Here is a 17,243-nt window from a genome sequence, read left to right on the forward strand (position 1 = left end):
AGGAGTGTTCGCCAGGACACCCAAAAACAGAGTAACCAGTTTTCCCGCCAGTATGTGGCGGGCCTCAACTATTTGCTGTCCGATGAATCCGACAAGGCGGTGGATCTCTTTATCCAACTGCTTGAGGTGGACAGTGAAACCATCGAAACACACCTCTCCCTCGGCAACCTGTTTCGCCAGCGTGGGGAGGTCGATCGTGCCATCAAGATCCACCAGAACCTGGTAACCCGCCAACTGACCCGGGAGCAGCGACAGCTTGCCCTGCAGGAGCTTGCGCGCGACTTTTTGGCTGCTGGTCTGCTGGACCGAGCGGAAGCGCTCTGGAATGAGCTGTGTGACGACAGCGATTATGAAGAGACGGCGCTGGCACAGCTGTTGATCATCCATCAGCAGTTGCGGGACTGGGATAAGGCCATCGATGTGGCGATTCGTCTGCAAAAATTCCAGGGCAAGAAGCTGGCCGACCCCATCTCCCATTTCTATTGCGAGCAAGCCGAGATCGCGCTGCGTGAGGGCAATAAAGGGGAGGGGCTGGCTAAGCTCAAACGGGCGCTCAGTATCAATCCGGCATGTGCCCGGGCCAGTTTGCGCCTCGCTGAGCTCGCCATGGCAGAGGGGGAGTATGAGCAGGCCAGCAAGGAGCTGCTGCGGGTGTTCGAGCAGGATATCGACTTTGCCTCCGAGGCAATGCCCAAATTGCTCGAGTGCTATCAGCAGTTGGGGCGCACGCCTGCGTTGATCCCACTGCTTGAGAAGGCAGTGGAAGATCACGCCGGTGTCAGCGTGACCCTGGCCCTTGCCAAGCTGGTTGAAGAGCGTGATGGCCTGAGCCAGGCCCGTTCGCTGGTGTTGCGTCAGCTGCGTCGTCATCCCTCGATGAAAGGTTTTTACCAGCTGGTGGGTTTTCAGCTGGCCAGTGCGGAAGAGGGGCCTGCCAAGGAGAGCCTCGAACTGCTGCAACAGCTGGTCGGCGAGCAGATCAAAATCAAGTCAACCCACAAGTGTCGGCAGTGTGGCTTTGCCACTCACTCGCTGTTCTGGCAGTGCCCGTCTTGTCGCCAGTGGGGTTCCATCAAGCCGATCCGCGGTCTGGACGGTGAATAACAAGCAATAGGATGTGAGATGCAAGATCCCAAAGTACTGGTAGCGCTGGATTATCAGCACGAGGCAGATGCCTTAGCGTTCGTTGAACGTATCTCTCCGGCCCAGTGCCGTCTCAAGGTAGGCAAGGAGATGTTTACCCTGTTTGGCCCGCAGTTTGTACGCCAGCTGGTGGCCAAGGGATTCGATGTCTTTCTGGATCTGAAATTTCACGATATTCCCAATACTGTTGCCAAAGCCGTGGCAGCCAGTGCCGAGCTCGGTGTCTGGATGGTCAACGTGCATGCCAGTGGTGGTGAGCGGATGATGCGTGCCGCCAAAGAGGCGCTGCTGCCTTATGGCGACAAGGCGCCATTGTTGATCGGGGTGACCGTACTGACCAGCATGGAGCAGTCCGACATGATCCCTCTTGGTCTGGATGTGAGCCCTGCCGAGCAGGTGATCCGGCTGGCTACCTTGACCAAGACATCCGGCTTGGATGGGGTTGTCTGCTCTGCCAACGAGGCCCATGAGCTTAAAGCCTTGCTGGGCGAAGATTTCAAGCTGGTGACCCCGGGTATTCGCCCGACCGGTTCAGCGGCCGGGGATCAGCGCCGGGTGATGACACCGAAAGCGGCGGTCGAGGCGGGGTCCGATTATCTGGTTATCGGTCGCCCCATTACGCAGGCTGCCGATCCGGCCGCCATGCTGGCCAGCATCAATGCCGAGCTGGCTGGTGCGTAACAGGCTCACTCAGTGATACGCGGTGCAGGCCGAGCAACAGGCCTGCACCGGCCCCGATAAGATGAGAGCCGATGTGTACCCTGGCATTGATCAGGGTGGATATCGGGCTCTCTCCTGCGTTGTAGAAGTCCATCGCCAGCTTGAGTCCCATCCCTGCCAACAGTAGCCAGCCCGATGTGCGGCGTCCGTGGCGAATATCCTGCATTGCCCCCCAGACAAACAGGCCATGCAGCGAGCCGGATAGCCCCATGTACCATTGGGTCTGCGGGCACCACCACCAGATCCCCAAGCCCACTGCCAACCAGAGCAGCAACATCAGCAGCGGCAGGCGAGCCCCACCCAGATAGTCGCGAAACAGGCTATAGAGGATGGCGAGGCCGCCCAGATTGAGCAGCAGGTGCCACAGATTGGTATGAGCCAGATTGCCTGTTATGATCCGCCACCCTTCGCCCCCGGCGATCAAGGGCCGATCGAAGGAGAGCTGAAGATTGGGAACGGTAAAGAAGAGTAGCAAGCTGGTGAGAGAGAGCGTGATAACCCAGAGCAATCCAGATTTGTCTGACAACATGAAACAGTCCAACGACAAGAACAGTCGATACTGTACACGTTGCACCCGAGCCCTCAAAGCCTGCCTGTGCAATTATATTGTGCCGGTTGACAATCACACGCCCCTCTACATCTTGCAGCACCCCAACGAGGTGGCACATCCCAAGGGGACTGCCGCGCTGCTGGCGGCCTCTTTGCAACAGTGCGAGATCCATGTGGGGGAGGACTTTTCCCGCGATGAGTGGCTCAATGTGCTGCTGGCTGACCAATCCCGTCGTTATTATTTGCTCTGGCCGGATGAGGATGCCATTTCGCTGACCGATCTTCGCCAACAGTGGGAGAGTGAATCCTCTGGCTCTGCATCCGTCGCCTTTATCTTGCTTGACGGCACCTGGCGCAAAGCCTATCGCATGTTGCAGAGCAACCCGGCACTGGCCCGCTTGCCCCGCATCGGCATTGGTGCCATTGCCGGTCAATATGCCATTCGAAAGAAACCCTTTCCCGATGCCCTCTCTACCATAGAGGCGGGCTATCACCTCTTGTCCCGGTGGGAGGGGAGGCCGGAGCACTATGCGCCCTTGCTGACCCTGTTTAACCGGTTGAATACCCAGTGGCAGGACTTTGCCGAAGGCCGCCGCTCGTGACAATTCAAGGAGTTATCAAGATGAAAAAAGTAGTCGTGGTTTTCAGTGGCGGTCAGGACAGCACCACCTGTCTGGTACAGGCATTGGCCCGGTATGATGAAGTGCACGCCATCACCTTCGACTATGGCCAGCGCCATCGGGAAGAGATCGACACCGCGCGTCGTCTGGGCAGTGCTCTGGGGATCGCCGCCCACAAGGTGATGGATGTGACGCTGCTCAATGAGCTGGCGGTCTCTGCCCTGACCCGTGACGACATCCCGGTCAGCTGCGAGCTGCAGGATAATGGCCTACCCAACACCTTCGTGCCGGGTCGCAATATCCTGTTCCTGACCCTGGCTTCCATCTATGCCTATCAGGTGGGCGCCGAAGCGGTGATCACCGGTGTCTGCGAGACCGACTTCTCCGGCTATCCCGATTGCCGTGACGAGTTTGTCAAGGCCCTCAATCAGGCGGTGTCGCTGGGGCTGGATCGCGGCATCCGTTTTGAAACTCCCTTGATGTGGCTCGACAAGGCCGAAACCTGGGCACTGGCGGATCACTATGGTCACCTCGACACGGTGCGCCAGCAGACCCTGACCTGCTACAACGGCATTGCCGGTGACGGTTGCGGCACGTGTCCTGCGTGTGAACTGCGCAGTCGCGGTCTGAACAACTATCTGGCCGACAAGGCGGGTATCATGGCCAGACTGTTTGAGAAAACCGGGCTGGGCGAGAAAAGCGCAGAGTGAGCCTGCGTCTTGCCGTGGCTTGGGGTATAATCCGCGACTTTTGCAACAAGCCGTGATCGAGATGCACTACCCAATCAACGAGATTTTCCAGACCATCCAGGGGGAGGGCATCTTTACCGGCCTGCCCGCCATCTTTGTTCGCCTGCAGGGTTGCCCGGTGGGCTGCTCCTGGTGCGATACCCGTCATACCTGGGTTGTTGATCCGGCTCGTGAAGTGGGTAAGGCGGCGGTACTGGATGGTTCCAACGAATCCGATTGCTGGAGCCAACTCAGCACCGCGCAGATTATCAAGAGCTTTGGCGATCTGGGTTATCAGGCACGCCATGTGGTGATCACCGGTGGGGAACCCTGCCTCTACGATCTGCACGAACTCTCGTCAGCATTACTGGCGGCGGGTTATCAGGTGCAGATTGAAACCAGTGGCACCAGCGAGATCAAGACTCATGAGCAGACTTGGGTAACCGTCTCCCCCAAGATCGGTATGAAAGGGGGGCTGCCTGTGCTGGTCTCGGCGCTGGAGCGGGCCAACGAGATCAAGCATCCGGTGGCCACCGAGCACCATATTGAAGAGCTGGATGCGCTGCTCGCTACCGCTACCCTGCGCCCGGACGTGGTCATTGCCTTGCAGCCGATCAGCCAGAAACCACGGGCCACCCAATTGGCGATGGATACCTGTATCGCGCGTAACTGGCGACTCTCAATCCAGACTCATAAATATCTGGATATCGATTAATATGGATTGGCTATCCGACGAACAGGTACTGCTGACCCTGACCAACAAGATGCCTTACGGTAAATATCAGGGTCGACGTATCATCGATATTCCCGAGCCCTATCTGGTGTGGATGGCGCGCAGCGGTTTTCCGGCGGGTAAATTGGGCCAGACGCTAGCGTTGGCTTACGAAATCAAACTCAATGGACTCGAGTCCATGATTATTCCCATTATTAACAGGATGTCGGTATGAGAATATATACGAGGCAGGGCGACAAGGGCATGACCCGGCTGGCCGATGGTATCCCATTGCCCAAGGATCATTTGCGGGTCGAGACCTACGGTTATATCGATGAGCTCAACTCCCATATTGGTTTGTTGATTTGTGACGTCCCATCGCAAGAGGTCGGCTTATTGGCTGATTTACAGCTGTTGCAACAGGAGTTGTTTGATCTGGGGGGGGAGTTGGCATTCTCCAGCGACGCCCAGAATGAATCGATTTGGCAGGTTAATGCCGCTTGGACAACTCGCCTTGAACAGCAGATAGATCGTTATAGTGAGCCATTGCCACCGCTGCGCCAATTTATATTGCCCGGTGGTTCCCGTGCTGCGGCGCAAGCGCATGTGGTGCGCACTCTGGTGCGTCATTGCGAGCGCTTGCTGCTGACATTGAGCCGGGAAGAGCGGGTCAATCCCGAGGTGCTGCCCTATCTGAACCGGATGAGTGACTGGTTCTTTACCGTTGCCCGCTATCTCATCTGCGTGGCAGGGGAGCGTGAAGTGCTGTGGGTCAAGGCAGCAGATCGCCCGCAATCAGCTATCTGATATTTCACGTTTAAGCGGCAATAAAAAACCTCGCCTTGGCGAGGTTTTTTATTAGCAACGAGATTGAGATCAGATAGCAAAGTCTTCCAGTGATTTGCCTGCTGCCACTGCGCTGGCAATGACCGAAGGCATACGGCCCTGGCCGGTCCAGGTTTTCTCTACGCCATTATCCTGATAGCGATATTTGGCCGGACGTGGCGCCCGCTTGCCTTTTTCTGATTTGCCGGGGTTGGTAGCGACAGCGCTTACCAATTCTGCCGGGTCAATACCGGCGGCTTTCAGCATTTCGCTATATTCGTTAATTTTCCGCAGATGCTCTTCACGGGCCTGACGCTCGGCAGCTTCATCTTGCTGACGTTCAGCAACGATAGTAGAGAGTTTTTCCAGTGCCTCTTCCAGTTGTTCCAGAGAAAGCTCGCGGCAGGTCGCACGCAGACTGCGGATATTAAGCAGTACCTTTAAAAATTCATTCATAGGAGTTACCACGTCGAGTCAGAGAAAAATATTATGTTCCAGCTGATTCTTGCTTGGTGATTTAAATAAGTCAAGCCGGGTTAAATATTATATCCGTGGGGAACATCAATACAGATATTTAATATGGCCTGCAATAGGCTTGGTGATTGGATGCCAATGAAGCCGCAGTAGGTGAAAATAGCGTCAAAGTTGGCGTTGTTGCATCATTTGACTACCATTTTCCGACCTTGATTTGTTTATTATGATTATTTAATCAAAAAACTTGCTATAAGCTGCCATCTCGATAAAATGTGCGGCGAATACCTTTAAGTAGAGGCGCGCTGCCTATGAGTATTTGTGCGGAGGGTGATGCCTGTGATGCACAAGGAAAGGAGTCAGCGCCGAAGTGGCCAGGCCATCATACCGGGCTGCTGGTTCTGCATCTAATAGGTGCAGGACTGCCATAGTCATCCACTATGGAGCGCTACCTGAAGGGGCTGAGGAGTATAACCTCCCCATAGGTTTTGTTTCTTTAGATCCTCTCGGTAGATCTCCACCTGTAATCTTTAGGTGCAAAGAGATCATGGACATTAGTCATTTCGCCGACTCCGGTTGGTCCGTTCTTCCCCCCCTGTTGGCTGTCGCGCTGGCGATCATGACCCGCCGCGTGCTGCTGTCCCTTGGTGTGGGCATCGTCACCGGCAGTTTGCTGCTCAATCAGTTTTCACCCCTCGAATCCCTGCATTACATGTTGAATACCGTGCTCAAGATCTTCTGGGTCGATGGCGCGCTCAATCGTGACAATGTCAACATGATCCTGTTTATGCTGCTGCTGGGTGGCCTCATCAGCCTGATGAGCGTCTCCGGGGCGACCCGTGCCTTTGCCGAGTGGGCCGAGCGTCGTGCCAAGACCCGCAAGGGCGCCAAAGCCCTGACTGGCATGATGGTGTTTGCCTTCTTTATCGATGACTTCTTCCACAGCCTGTCGGTGGGGGCCATCTGCCGTCCGGTGACCGACCGCTTCCAGATCTCTCGTGCCAAACTGGCCTATCTGCTGGACTCCACCGCGGCGCCGGTCTGCGTGCTGATGCCCATCTCCTCCTGGGGGGCTTATATCATCGCCCTGGTTGGCGGCATCATGGCGGCACACGGTCTGACCGAACAGAGCCCCATCGCGGCGTTTGTCGAGATGATCCCGATGAACCTTTACGCCGTCTTCACCCTGATCATGGTGCTGGTGGTGATCGCCTGTCAGCTCGATATCGGCCCGATGCGTCAACACGAAGCGTGGGCGCTGGAAGGCAAGCTGTGGGATGAGTCCAAGGGCCGCCCCATCGGTCTGGATATGGAGAGCCCGGAAGAGAGCAACGGCGGCATGATCGACATGGTATTGCCGATCCTGACCCTGACTGCGGCCACCATCTATTTCATGATTGATTCCGGTGCTGCGGTGCTGAGCGAGAAAGGGCTGCCGTTCAGCGTGCTCGGCTCGTTCGAAAACACCAACGTCGGCTCTTCGCTGGTCTACGGTGCCCTGTGCAGTCTGGTGGTCTCCATCGGTCTGGCGATGCGTCTGAAGCTGGGTGCCAAGAACTGGATCAAGGCCGCGCCACAAGGCGTCATGGCCATGCTGCCGGCCATCAACATCCTGCTGTTCGCCTGGACCATAGGTGCCGTGGTGCGTGATGTGGAGACTGGCAAGTACCTGGCTTCGCTGGCTAACGGCAACCTGCCGATCGAAGTGCTGCCTGCCGTGGTCTTTATCCTCTCCTGTGCTATGGCGTTTGCCACCGGCACCAGCTGGGGAACCTTCGGCATCATGCTGCCACTGGCCGGCGACATGGCTGCCGCCAGCGACATCAGCCTGATGTTGCCGATGCTGGCCGCGGTACTGGCTGGCTCGGTGTTCGGGGATCATAGCTCGCCCATCTCCAGCACCAGCATCCTCTCTGCCACCGGTGCCGGTTGCCATCACATCGATCACGTGATGACCCAGCTGCCTTATGCACTGGCCATTGCCTTCGGTGCGGCCATCGGTTACCTGGCGATGGGCTTGATGCACTCCAGCCTGGCCGGTTTCAGTGTCAGTGCCCTCTGGTTTGTGCTCTTTACCAGCTATCACCTGAAAAAGGCCAAAGCGCGGCCAGCGCTGGCCACCGCGTAACATTTATAGAGCAAGGGGCCCGCGGGCCCCTTGGTTTTGTCAGGGGCTTTGGTTAGCATGCGCCCCATAAATTCAGTTTCGGAACAGTATCATGGCTTCACTGCACTACAAATTTGCCACCATGAATTCAGGCAAATCCACCCAGCTCATTCAGGCGCACTTCAACTATCTGGAGCGGGGCATGCATCCTCTGGCGATGACGCCAGCCATCGATGACCGTTTCGGGGTCGGGGTGATCAGTGCCCGGGTAGGTCTTGAACTGAAGGTGGACGTGTTCAGTGACAGCTGTGATCTGTTTGAAATGGTGAAAGCGCGTCATGCGAAGAAACATATCGATGTCTTTATCGTGGACGAGGCCCAGTTCCTGACCCGTGAGCAGGTCTACCAGCTGGCCCGCATCGTCGATGAGCAGGATATTCCGGTGATGGCCTATGGCCTCAAGACCGATTTTCGCGGCGAGCTGTTCCCGGGCTCATACCATCTGCTCTGTCTGGCCGACAAGTTTGAAGAGCTGAAGAGCATCTGCTGGTGCGGCAACAAGGCTCACATGAACTCCCGGGTCAACGAAGCGGGTCAGGTGATGCGTGATGGCGAACAGGTGGAGATCGGCGGCAACGATCGCTATGTGTCGCTCTGTCGCAAACACTATCTCGAAGGTCGGGCCTACAAGTAAGTCGGCTGCGATATCTGAATAGTCGAGAAGGGTGCCAATCTGGCGCCCTTTTTATTTTCCCCAACTTGTATCGCTGTGGTTCAGTCGATCTCGATATCCACCGGCGCAATGATGGGGTCGGCCACCGGCAGGCGTTGAAACAGCTGGCGAAAATGGTGCTGTACCCGGCCTATATCGACCAGTGACATGCCGGAGGCAAAACCGAACCAGACATAGAGGCCGGTGAGATCGCGAAACATCGGCGGCAAATAGCGGGGAGCGGCAATCAGCCCCTCCAGATAGTGCTGATAGAGCACCGGAATGTCATCCAGCGTCACCTTGCCGACAAACAGCATCGGCAGGATCTCGGGCACCCCTTCCAGTACGGCGCTGCGGATAAAGTTGACCGTCTCCACATAGCCACGCACGTAGGAGAGATCCTTGGTAAAGCAGGCTCCGCCGCCCACCATGCCGCCACGAAAGACCCGCTGGGTGATCTTGTAGGCGTCGTGCTCGCTGGTGCCCTGCTGTACGAAGTGCTGAAACACCTCGATAAAATCGGCGCCGCGCTCGGCCATGTCGATGGCCATCACCCGATCGGAGATACGCTTGGCCCGATCCGGAAAGGAGCTGAAGGTGAGGGTCTCTATCAGGACAGCCAGCCCCTCCTGACAGGCGGTGATCCGCGGTGAACCGGCGCTCAGCCAAGTGGCATAGGGCTGCTGGCGACCGTTGAGGGTGGTGCCGACATGGACCCAGCCCTCATGTACCTCCAGCACCTGCAAGTCCAGCTCGGAGAAACGGGCGTGGGAGTTGAGCTTGATGTAGTCGCCACCGGCAGCTGCATCGGAGACAATCCCATCGCTCAGCTTCACCTGCACAGTGCCGTCACTGAAGTAGCTCGACAGCTTGCCCTGCAGTTTGGCGACCGCGGCCTCTCCTTCGAACTCCTTGGGGTAGGGGCGCACCAGATGGCGAGCGCCGGGCAGGGAGAAGATATCGCACAGGCGGGCGCCCAGCTCCTTGAGAGTCTTGCGATCCCCGCGCAGGTGATCGCTGGCAGAGCCATAAAGCAGCTGGCTGTAACGCTGAAAATCGGGTTGGCCGCGCTGGCGCAGCATCTCGATCACCACCATGTACTGATCGACCGTCTCTTGCAGGATCCGCCCTAGATCGTCCTGTGGCCCCAGTTTTCTGCGGATCCGGTCCCGCAGCTCCTTGAGCTCCAGATACTTGTTGCGCGGATCGAAGCCGAGGGGGAGGGCATCATAGAAGTGCCTGTCGATAGCGGGCAGCTCCCTGCCACCGCTTGCCAGAAAGCGATCCTGCAGATGGCGTGGCCATTTGATGGCATCCAGAATGCGGATGGGTTTTTGCAGGGTGAGCAGCTCATCCGAGAGTGATTTCAGATGAAGGCGATACTTTTCTTGGATAGTCATGGGGCCCCCTGTGGGGCAAGCGTCATCGTGGATTTGGCTGAGTATATGCATAGCGCTTGCCAAAAAGAAGCGAGCCGCAGGGTTATCGGGTTGGCGTGCTTTTTGTTGATAGCAAATTGGTTTAGACTGCGCCCCTTGATCCCAATCTTGTCGTGGAAATGATGAATATCCCCAGCTCCGAAATGATAATGCGTTGGTTGCAACAGGCTCGTATCGAGCACTATGTCTGCGACCAGTGTCACGGTATCCACATTGTCTCTTTGCAGTCGGTCGATGGTATTCAGGAGAGCCGGATCTTCGTGGAAGAGGAAGGCCTGCTGTTCTCCTCCGAGCTGGAAGTGCGCCCCTCCGCAATGCTGCCGCTGGTTGCCGAACTGGGCCGACTCAATATGCAGTACCCCTCCCTCAAGGTGTTCCTCGATATCATCGATGACAACCTGCCGCGGCTGGTGGTCGGCCACACCGTCTTTACCAAGGCCGGACTCAGCGTCGAGCAGTTCCTGCTGTTCGTGCAAAGCACTATCGCCGCTACCCACGAACTGGTTGCTGAATGCGAACGTTCCGGCTTCCTCAACCTGCCGGAAATCCAGGTCGCACCGGAATCTGTGCATTAAGTGTTCGAACGGTTCGCCAGGTGAAAAAAGCCGTTGACGCGGGCGGGGCTTTCCCCTAAATTACGCCCCGTTCCAGCGCAACAGCGTAGCGAACACAGTGTTGGCTGAACACGTTAAACCACAGACCAAAATTTGGTGAGGTGTCCGAGTGGCTGAAGGAGCACGCCTGGAAAGTGTGTATACGGCAACGTATCGAGGGTTCGAATCCCTCCCTCACCGCCACATTGCAAAGCCCTGATGGAAACATCAGGGCTTTTTGCTTTCTGGCGCAATCCCCGCGTGGTTGCTGGCATAGGAATGCAAATCCTCATTGTTGATAGCCCAGCATCTGGCTGAACCTCTTGGGCAATCGTGGTGAAAAGCCTCGGTGACTTTGACGCCACGGCCAACCCATTGGTCGCTCCTTTTAAAGTTTCCGCCCGATTCAGTACAAGGGCCTCTCGTAAGAGAGGCCCTTTTCATTGCTCGCTGATTTGCCCTGCTCGGTACTTAAAAGGCATACCGTGGTGATACCGGTTAATGCTCCACAGTCAGCGGATCCGGGGGCAGGTTCAGATGCTTGGTGATGGCCTGATAGAGCTGGGGGTAGTTATCGTCAAAATGGTGTCCTCCCGGCAGGGTGACGCTGGTGACGTTGGGTTGGTTGAGACGGGGGCAGAGGCGGTCGCCGTCATCATCATCGGCACCTTGCAGGCAGAGCATCGGCAGATCGCGGATGGTCTTCACCTGCGGCTCGGTCGGGTAGCTGCGCGCCTTGTGGGTCAGCATATCGCTGACGTGGATCTCGAAATCCGAGCTGGTAGAGGGGGAGAGCATCACGGCCCCGACCAGCCCCTGACGATAGTGCTCCGGCAACCGGTTGATGACGAAAGGGGCAATCTCTGCACCAAACGAGAAACCGACCAGCAGCCAGCGGGAGCGCTGCCAGCGGGCCTGATAATCGTCGAGGATCCGCTCCAGATCGGCGGTCACCTGCTCCGGGTTTTTTTTCTTCCAGTAGTAGGTCAGGGAGCTCCAGCCCACGACCGGCATGCCGTGCAGCTGAAACTGGGTGCTCAACCCCTTGTCGAGGGCTGCCCAGCCACCATCGCCGCTGAGAAAGATCACCATGGGGGCGTCGGAGGGCTGCTTGACCGGCAGCTCAATCAGGCTCAGGTCATCCTTGACCGGGGCGGCGTGCGCCGCAAAAGATGAAACGGGCAGTACGAGACTGAGTAACAGCAATATCAAGGCTCTCATTGGCCATGCTCCTATTTCTTGATCAGCCCCAGCGGGCCGCGGCTAATCAGGGTGATCAGGTGAGTCAGGGTTCTGGGCAGTACCAGCTTGCTGCTGCAGAGCAGGTAGCGGGGTTCCCAGCGTGGCGAAAATTTCTCCTTGTAGCGTCTGAGCCCCTGAAAGTTGTAAAAACGGCTGCCACGGACGAACAGGGTATTGCCAAGACGGGCCCAGTAGCTGTTGAGCGGGTGATCGTTGAAGCCGGACATGGGGGCCATCCCCAGATTGAAGCTGGCGTACCCTTGCGCCTTGCCCCACAACAGCAGTTCAACAAAGAGAAAATCCATGATGGGGGCGGTGCCGGTATCCAGGCTGTAGCGCATCAGATCGATGGAGAGCGTCTCCTTGTTTTCGCTCACCCAGAGGTTGGCAAAGCCGACGATCTGCCCCTCGTGCCACACCAGCGCAGCCGGGCTCAAGGTCAGGTAGTCAGGCTCGAAGTGGCCGACCGAGAAGCCCTTCTCCTTGCCCATCTTGCTCTGCAGCCAGGTATCGGAGACGGTTTGTAATCTGGGCAGCAGGGGGGCCACGGCACTTGCCTCGACCACCTCGAAGGTCAATCCTTCCCGTTTGCCCTTGGCGTGGCTCTGACGCAGGTTGCGCAGGCGGCTGCCCGCCAGATCGAAGGTAGCCAGATCGACCATCGCTTCTTCACCGAGCTTGAAGGGGATCAGCCCCAGTTCCAGATAGAGCGGAAGATAGCGGGCCGACACCTGATAAAAGACCGGATTGGCATCGTGCTCGTCGCACCGCTCGCGAAATTGCCAGAGCAGCTCTTCGATCTGCTCGGGGCGACCGACCGGATCCCCCATCACAATCCAGCTGTTGCCCTCGATGCCATACATCAGGAAAGCGTCGCCGGCGGGGTGGAACAGCAGTGACTTGTCCTGCAACTGGGCCAGATAGCCGTGGATCCCCCCTTCGCGCACCACCAGCTCGTGAGCGCGCGCCAGCGTCTCCTTGTCCGGCTTTTCACCGACTACGCGCAGCGGCGCAAGCAGCTGGGCAACCCCGGCCACGGCCAGCACGGCCACCACGCTCCCCATGGCGCGCAGGCCGCGGGCAGCCCCACCGTGGGGCGAGAAGTGGAGCCAGAGGGCGTGGTCATACACCACCTGACGGTAGGAGAAGAGCAGCAGCCACAGCGCTCCCAGCAGCACGGCGCCGACTGAAATGAGCCAGCCCGGGGTGTACTGGGGATAGAGCAGCGACCCCTTGCGATAGAAGAGGGAACGGCAGGGGGTCATGATGAGCAGGAAGCTGCCAAGCAGCAGGGCTGACTCCCAGTCTCCCCCCTTGAGCAGGGAGAAGGCGATGCCCAGAGCCAGCAGCAGCTGGGTGATGCGAAACGCGGCGTCGTGACGGCGATAGAGGCTGCGCGCCAGCAGGATCAGGAGGATACCGCTCACGCTGCCGAGCACGTGGGAGAGCTCCAGCAGATGGAGCGGCAACACCTGCAGCCAGACTTCAATGTGGCTGCGCATGGTTGGGATCATCCCCGAGCAGAGCAGCAGGCTACCGGCGGCGAAGGTGCCCATGTTGATAAGGGCGGGCAGAAATTCGCGTACTGCGCTCATCAGCCCCTGTAGCCGCTGCCAGCGCGCTTTTTGTTGCAGCATCTCCTGACTCGCAAAGAGCAGCAGGGCACAGAGAAAGGGAAGCAGGTAATAGATGCAGCGATAGAGCAACAGCGAGGCGAGCAGCTTGTCGGCCGGCAGGTAGTGGGCCAGCAGCAGGCTCATGCTCGCTTCGAACACCCCAATCCCACCCGGCACGTGGGCCAGCACCCCGAGGAAGCTGGCCAGCACGAAGGCACTGAGCAGCACAGGGTAGGGGACGCTATCTGCAGGCAACAGCACAAACAGCACGGCGGCGGCGGCCATCCAGTCAGCCAGCGCGACCAGCAGCTGTAACAGACGAACCTTGAAGCCGGGCAGGGTCAGGGTGTGTGTTCGCCAGGATATACGTGGGGCGGGCCAGCAGAGGTAGCAGGCCACCAACAGCAGAGCCATCATGCCCGCCAGCTTGAGCAGGGTATCTGCCCATTGCGGCCAGTCAGGCTGCAACTGTGATACATCGCAGGTCAGTAGGGCGCCACCTCCCCACGCCAGCAGGCCGAGGAGGAAGGTGATGGAGCAGAACAGCACCACGCGGGCCACTTCCCCGGTGGCGAGCCCCAGTGCGGAGTAGAGGCGATAGCGTACCGAGGTGCCGGTCAGCAGGGCAAATCCCAGGGTGTTGGAGAAGGTGTAGGCGATAAAGGAGGTGATGCTGACCTGTTGCCAGGGAAGGCGCTTGCCCAGCGCATGGAGCGCCAGTATGTCATAGCTGCAGAGGCAACCATAACTGAGCAGGGTCAGCAACAGGGCGCCCGCTAGTCGCGGCAGGGGTTGGGACCAGATGGCCACACGAATATCGTGCCAGTGCCATGCCTGAGTCAGGTGATACAGCACGGTCAGTGCGGTGCCGAGCAGCAGCAAGCTGCACAAGGGGCCGAGCCATTTAAGCAGATGACGCCACATGCCATGTTCCTGTGGTCATTGACCGTTTCCCGCAAAGGGGGAGCCGGGTCGTGGATCCGGTTTGGACGAGGGAGGCGCTCGTCAGGAAAATTTCGGGAAGAGATGGAAAGGGAGGCGTCAGCCTCCCTCTGTGTTATCCAGTGACCGGTTGGATCACTTGGTTTTCGGCGCGACTTTGACGGCAGGGGTCTTGGCGTGGGTGGCTTTATGGTGTTTTTTCACCACCTTGGTCTGGGTCGTCTGCGGCGTGGCTGTTTTGGTCGGGGTGGCCGCCATGGTGAAACCGGAAGTGAGGGCGAAGACGGCTGCCAGGGTCAGGGGAATGATCTTTTTCATGTTCAATTTCCTTATTCGGGTTGATGTTATGGAGCGTTCTCCATGACAGTCATCCTATGACGGTTGCAGCGGCCCTTCAGTGAGCGGTTGGTGACGGTTTGTATCCAAATGTACAGGCAGGGTGAGGCAGACGCGGGCGCCGTGGTCACTGGCCAGCAACGCCACATCCCCCCCGTGATGACGGGCAATGCTGCGCACGATGGCCAGTCCCAACCCGGTGCCGCCGGTGCGACGATCCCGGCTCTGATCAAGGCGCACGAACGGTTCGAAGATCTGGGGCGCCAGCGCCGGATCGATCCCCGGCCCATCGTCGCTCACCTCCAGCAGATAGTTCTCCTGTAGCCGCGAGATGGAGAGGGTGACCTCGCTCTCGGCGTAGCGCAGAGCATTGCCGATCAGGTTCTCCACCGCGCGCGTCAGCAGACGCTGATCGCCGCACCAGGACATGTGACGTGGCGGCAGATCGAGGGTGAGCCTCTTCTCGGGGGCCAGCGCTTGCCAGTCGCCGAGATGCGCTTGTGCCCAGTGACTGAGCTCCAGCTCCTCCTGCTGCAGCGGCAGCTCGGGTCTATCCAGCTTGGCGTAGGTGAGCATCTCTTCGATCAGAGCGTCCAGCGCTCCCAGATCTCGCTCCAGCGCCTGCTGCTCCTGCTCGGCAGGGGCAGGATCGAGCATGGCAAGCCGATAGCGCAACCGGACCAGCGGAGTGCGCAACTCGTGGGCGATGGCATCGGTCAGTTGTTTGCGGCTGGCAATCATGGCCTGCAATTGGGTCGCCATTTGATCGAAGGTGCGTCCCACCCGGGCCAGACTGCTGCCCGGTGGCAGATTGGTTCGGCAGGAGAGATCCCCATCGCCTACGCGACGAGCGGTCTGCTCCAACTGCTGCAAACCCTGCCAGTGGGGACGCAACCAGAGAAGAATGGGCAGGCCGAGGGATAGGCCGATCACCAGCAGCAGGCCCACATCGACCCAGTGCAGCTCGTGCAGGTAGGAGAGGTAGGGTACAGGGCCGACAATCAGCACCCGATCGGTATCGGGGATGCGTTGCAGGAAGGTGTCATCCTCCTCGACGATGACAATATTGCCAGCGGCCAAAAAGGCCTGATCCTCGCTGGTCAGGGGCTGGCGCACCAGCTCGCCGATCTTGAGGGGGAGGGTAAACTGACTGCTCTGCTCGGCCAGCCGATCGGGCCAGCGCTCTGGCGGGGTTCTTGCCAACTCGCCGGTCAACAGGCCAAGAGAGCCCTGCATCATGCGTTCGAGATAGCGATCACCCGCCCGTTCGGCGGTCACCTGATAGACCACACCAACCAGCAGGATGGCCAGGGTGAAGCAGCCGATCAGCAACAGATAGAATTGGATAAAGAGACGGCGCATGGCGGTGTTCCCGAAAGAGGGTTATTCCCAGGCGTGGGGGACGAAGAGGTAGCCTTTCTGGCGCACCGTCTTGATCCGGGTCGGGTTGTCGGGGTTATCACCCAGTTTGCGGCGCAGGCGGGAGATGGCCACATCCATGCTGCGATCCTGACCGTCGTACTCCCGGCCGCGCAAGTTGCGAAAGAGGGCTTCCCGACTCAAGATTTGGCCCGCGTGGCAGGCGAGCTCCCACAGCAGATCAAAGTCGGCGGTCGATAGGGCAACGCTCTCGCCATCGAGCCGCACATCTCGCCCCGGGCCATCCACCCGCAGCAGACCAAATTGCAGTTGCTGGGGAACGCTGCTGGTGGCTGCCGGTTGGGTTGATGCTTGCTGGTGCTGGCGAAACTGCACCCTCAGTCTGGCCAGTAGCACGGGGGGCGGGGTGGTTTTAAGGATGTAGTCGTTGGCGCCCAGCTCCAGACTCAGGATCTGGTTCATGTCGCTATCCAGCGAGGTGAGCATTACGATGGGGCCGTCGAAGCGCGGCCGCAGATCCCGACAGAGGGACATGCCATCCTGCCCCGGCAACATGATATCGAGCAGCACCAGATCGGGCTGTTCGGCCTCGACCCGGGCCAGCGCCATATCGCCTCTGGGTTCGAGGATCACTTCCATATCGTGGCGGCCGAGCCAGCTGCTGATGAGCTGGCCAATCTCGGGATCATCTTCAACAAAAAGAATGCGTTGCATAGAAAAGCTCCAACCGGAAGCAGGAGAAAAGAGGAGCTGTCAGCATATCAATGCCGCTTGGGAAATACAGAAAAAGAACGTTGGAGGGGTTTATGGGAATTGCGAGGATAAGGGGGATAGCCGGGTGGCGGAGCAATGATGAGGCTCTGGGCCATTAGCATTTCAGCCACTCAGGGCGTTGTGCGATGAGACATGCGGGGATATAAACGCAGAAAATGGTGGTGTAGAAACAAAAAAACCGGCCTAGGCCGGTTTTTTTGACAAGCCAGAAGGCTTGTATCTTGCTGTATTGGCAGCGTTGTGCCAAACGACGGAATAATGGGGTGGCTGATGGGGCTCGAACCCACGACAACCGGAATCACAATCCGGGACTCTACCAACTGAGCTACAGCCA

Annotated in this window: 18 protein-coding genes, 1 tRNA gene and 1 riboswitch; of the genes, 11 read left to right on the forward strand and 8 right to left on the reverse strand. The window is 58.4% G+C overall.

Annotated elements, in window-relative coordinates:
• Both lapB and pyrF read left to right on the forward strand, forming a co-directional pair.
• Positions 1–1,104: lipopolysaccharide assembly protein LapB (gene lapB / locus G5358_RS15850; RefSeq protein ID WP_421324441.1), on the forward strand; the 1,104-nt coding region annotated here is incomplete at its 5' end.
• Between the two features lie 18 nt (positions 1,105–1,122).
• Positions 1,123–1,824 carry an orotidine-5'-phosphate decarboxylase gene (gene pyrF / locus G5358_RS15855; RefSeq protein ID WP_042083286.1) on the forward strand — a complete coding sequence of 234 codons (702 nt, stop codon included), beginning with the start codon at positions 1,123–1,125 and terminating at the stop codon, positions 1,822–1,824.
• Here pyrF and rrtA read toward each other — a convergent pair.
• Positions 1,799–2,392, reverse strand: a complete 594-nt coding sequence (gene rrtA / locus G5358_RS15860; protein WP_074042643.1) for a rhombosortase — start codon at positions 2,390–2,392, stop codon at positions 1,799–1,801. The genes pyrF and rrtA overlap by 26 nt on opposite strands.
• On the opposite strand from rrtA, the gene G5358_RS15865 reads away from it, so the two are divergent.
• The 5 genes from G5358_RS15865 (at position 2,391) to G5358_RS15885 (ending at position 5,279) form a co-directional block, all read left to right on the forward strand.
• The gene (locus G5358_RS15865; RefSeq protein ID WP_421231576.1) at positions 2,391–3,014 is read left to right on the forward strand and encodes a tRNA-uridine aminocarboxypropyltransferase; all 624 of its coding nucleotides are present in this window, start codon (positions 2,391–2,393) and stop codon (positions 3,012–3,014) included. The two genes, rrtA and G5358_RS15865, sit on opposite strands and share 2 nt — an antisense overlap.
• Positions 3,015–3,034: 20 nt before the next feature.
• Positions 3,035–3,742: a 7-cyano-7-deazaguanine synthase QueC gene (gene queC / locus G5358_RS15870; protein WP_421231575.1), complete on the forward strand. Its 708-nt coding sequence runs from the start codon at positions 3,035–3,037 to the stop codon at positions 3,740–3,742.
• Positions 3,743–3,803: 61 nt separating this feature from the next.
• Positions 3,804–4,475, forward strand: coding sequence for a 7-carboxy-7-deazaguanine synthase QueE (gene queE, locus G5358_RS15875; protein WP_421324444.1), 672 nt, complete (start codon positions 3,804–3,806; stop codon positions 4,473–4,475).
• 1 nt (position 4,476) lies between these two features.
• Positions 4,477–4,707: a DUF3820 family protein gene (locus G5358_RS15880; protein ID WP_005337126.1), complete on the forward strand. Its 231-nt coding sequence runs from the start codon at positions 4,477–4,479 to the stop codon at positions 4,705–4,707.
• Positions 4,704–5,279 carry a cob(I)yrinic acid a,c-diamide adenosyltransferase gene (locus tag G5358_RS15885; protein ID WP_106844486.1) on the forward strand — a complete coding sequence of 192 codons (576 nt, stop codon included), beginning with the start codon at positions 4,704–4,706 and terminating at the stop codon, positions 5,277–5,279. The genes G5358_RS15880 and G5358_RS15885 overlap by 4 nt, the downstream gene beginning before the upstream one ends.
• A gap of 69 nt (positions 5,280–5,348) precedes the next feature.
• Here the strand turns inward: G5358_RS15885 and G5358_RS15890 are convergent, their stop codons facing one another.
• On the reverse strand, positions 5,349–5,753 hold the full coding sequence (locus G5358_RS15890; protein WP_279490670.1) for an H-NS family nucleoid-associated regulatory protein: 405 nt from the start codon (positions 5,751–5,753) through the stop codon (positions 5,349–5,351).
• 302 nt (positions 5,754–6,055) lie between these two features.
• Positions 6,056–6,227, forward strand: a riboswitch (Lysine riboswitch).
• An 88-nt stretch (positions 6,228–6,315) separates the two neighbouring features.
• Here G5358_RS15890 and G5358_RS15895 point away from each other — a divergent pair.
• Positions 6,316–7,896, forward strand: a complete 1,581-nt coding sequence (locus tag G5358_RS15895) for a Na+/H+ antiporter NhaC family protein (RefSeq protein ID WP_421206536.1) — start codon at positions 6,316–6,318, stop codon at positions 7,894–7,896.
• 91 nt (positions 7,897–7,987) lie between these two features.
• Positions 7,988–8,569, forward strand: coding sequence for a thymidine kinase (locus tag G5358_RS15900; protein WP_005351181.1), 582 nt, complete (start codon positions 7,988–7,990; stop codon positions 8,567–8,569).
• Positions 8,570–8,649: 80 nt separating this feature from the next.
• Here the strand turns inward: G5358_RS15900 and G5358_RS15905 are convergent, their stop codons facing one another.
• Positions 8,650–9,987, reverse strand: coding sequence for a flavohemoglobin expression-modulating QEGLA motif protein (locus tag G5358_RS15905; protein ID WP_005337120.1), 1,338 nt, complete (start codon positions 9,985–9,987; stop codon positions 8,650–8,652).
• Between the two features lie 158 nt (positions 9,988–10,145).
• Between G5358_RS15905 and G5358_RS15910 the strand changes: the two genes are divergently transcribed.
• Together G5358_RS15910 and G5358_RS15915 are read left to right on the forward strand one after the other, a co-directional pair.
• Positions 10,146–10,601 (forward strand): YbjN domain-containing protein, encoded by a 456-nt coding sequence (locus G5358_RS15910; RefSeq protein ID WP_005337119.1) that lies wholly within the window; start codon positions 10,146–10,148, stop codon positions 10,599–10,601.
• A gap of 134 nt (positions 10,602–10,735) precedes the next feature.
• Positions 10,736–10,823 (forward strand) — tRNA-Ser (locus tag G5358_RS15915).
• A gap of 294 nt (positions 10,824–11,117) precedes the next feature.
• Here G5358_RS15915 and G5358_RS15920 read toward each other — a convergent pair.
• The 5 genes from G5358_RS15920 to rstA all read right to left on the reverse strand — a co-directional run bounded on the left by G5358_RS15920 (position 11,118) and on the right by rstA (position 16,849).
• Positions 11,118–11,840, reverse strand: coding sequence for a virulence factor (locus tag G5358_RS15920; RefSeq protein WP_236768217.1), 723 nt, complete (start codon positions 11,838–11,840; stop codon positions 11,118–11,120).
• Positions 11,841–11,851: 11 nt separating this feature from the next.
• Complete coding sequence (gene mprF, locus G5358_RS15925) at positions 11,852–14,401, reverse strand: bifunctional lysylphosphatidylglycerol flippase/synthetase MprF (protein WP_421324447.1); 2,550 nt, start codon at positions 14,399–14,401, stop codon at positions 11,852–11,854.
• A 153-nt stretch (positions 14,402–14,554) separates the two neighbouring features.
• The gene (locus tag G5358_RS15930; protein WP_005359970.1) at positions 14,555–14,737 is read right to left on the reverse strand and encodes a hypothetical protein; all 183 of its coding nucleotides are present in this window, start codon (positions 14,735–14,737) and stop codon (positions 14,555–14,557) included.
• 54 nt (positions 14,738–14,791) lie between these two features.
• On the reverse strand, positions 14,792–16,117 hold the full coding sequence (gene rstB, locus G5358_RS15935) for a two-component system sensor histidine kinase RstB (RefSeq protein ID WP_421324448.1): 1,326 nt from the start codon (positions 16,115–16,117) through the stop codon (positions 14,792–14,794).
• A 21-nt stretch (positions 16,118–16,138) separates the two neighbouring features.
• Positions 16,139–16,849, reverse strand: coding sequence for a two-component system response regulator RstA (gene rstA, locus G5358_RS15940; protein WP_421324450.1), 711 nt, complete (start codon positions 16,847–16,849; stop codon positions 16,139–16,141).
• Positions 16,850–17,243: the final 394 nt, after the last annotated feature.

This window comes from Aeromonas sp. 604176 (genome assembly GCF_049170755.1).
In the GTDB taxonomy this organism is placed as follows: domain Bacteria; phylum Pseudomonadota; class Gammaproteobacteria; order Enterobacterales; family Aeromonadaceae; genus Aeromonas; species Aeromonas veronii_A.

Coding starts and splice junctions, on each gene's coding strand:
- pyrF (WP_042083286.1), top strand. CDS start 1,123: ATGCAAGATCCCAAAGTACTGGTAGCGCTGGATTATCAGCACGAGGCA.
- G5358_RS15865 (WP_421231576.1), top strand. CDS start 2,391: ATGAAACAGTCCAACGACAAGAACAGTCGATACTGTACACGTTGCACC.
- rrtA (WP_074042643.1), bottom strand. CDS start 2,392: ATGTTGTCAGACAAATCTGGATTGCTCTGGGTTATCACGCTCTCTCTC.
- queC (WP_421231575.1), top strand. CDS start 3,035: ATGAAAAAAGTAGTCGTGGTTTTCAGTGGCGGTCAGGACAGCACCACC.
- queE (WP_421324444.1), top strand. CDS start 3,804: ATGCACTACCCAATCAACGAGATTTTCCAGACCATCCAGGGGGAGGGC.
- G5358_RS15880 (WP_005337126.1), top strand. CDS start 4,477: ATGGATTGGCTATCCGACGAACAGGTACTGCTGACCCTGACCAACAAG.
- G5358_RS15885 (WP_106844486.1), top strand. CDS start 4,704: ATGAGAATATATACGAGGCAGGGCGACAAGGGCATGACCCGGCTGGCC.
- G5358_RS15890 (WP_279490670.1), bottom strand. CDS start 5,753: ATGAATGAATTTTTAAAGGTACTGCTTAATATCCGCAGTCTGCGTGCG.
- G5358_RS15895 (WP_421206536.1), top strand. CDS start 6,316: ATGGACATTAGTCATTTCGCCGACTCCGGTTGGTCCGTTCTTCCCCCC.
- G5358_RS15900 (WP_005351181.1), top strand. CDS start 7,988: ATGGCTTCACTGCACTACAAATTTGCCACCATGAATTCAGGCAAATCC.
- G5358_RS15905 (WP_005337120.1), bottom strand. CDS start 9,987: ATGACTATCCAAGAAAAGTATCGCCTTCATCTGAAATCACTCTCGGAT.
- G5358_RS15910 (WP_005337119.1), top strand. CDS start 10,146: ATGATGAATATCCCCAGCTCCGAAATGATAATGCGTTGGTTGCAACAG.
- G5358_RS15920 (WP_236768217.1), bottom strand. CDS start 11,840: ATGAGAGCCTTGATATTGCTGTTACTCAGTCTCGTACTGCCCGTTTCA.
- mprF (WP_421324447.1), bottom strand. CDS start 14,401: ATGTGGCGTCATCTGCTTAAATGGCTCGGCCCCTTGTGCAGCTTGCTG.
- G5358_RS15930 (WP_005359970.1), bottom strand. CDS start 14,737: ATGAAAAAGATCATTCCCCTGACCCTGGCAGCCGTCTTCGCCCTCACT.
- rstB (WP_421324448.1), bottom strand. CDS start 16,117: ATGCGCCGTCTCTTTATCCAATTCTATCTGTTGCTGATCGGCTGCTTC.
- rstA (WP_421324450.1), bottom strand. CDS start 16,849: ATGCAACGCATTCTTTTTGTTGAAGATGATCCCGAGATTGGCCAGCTC.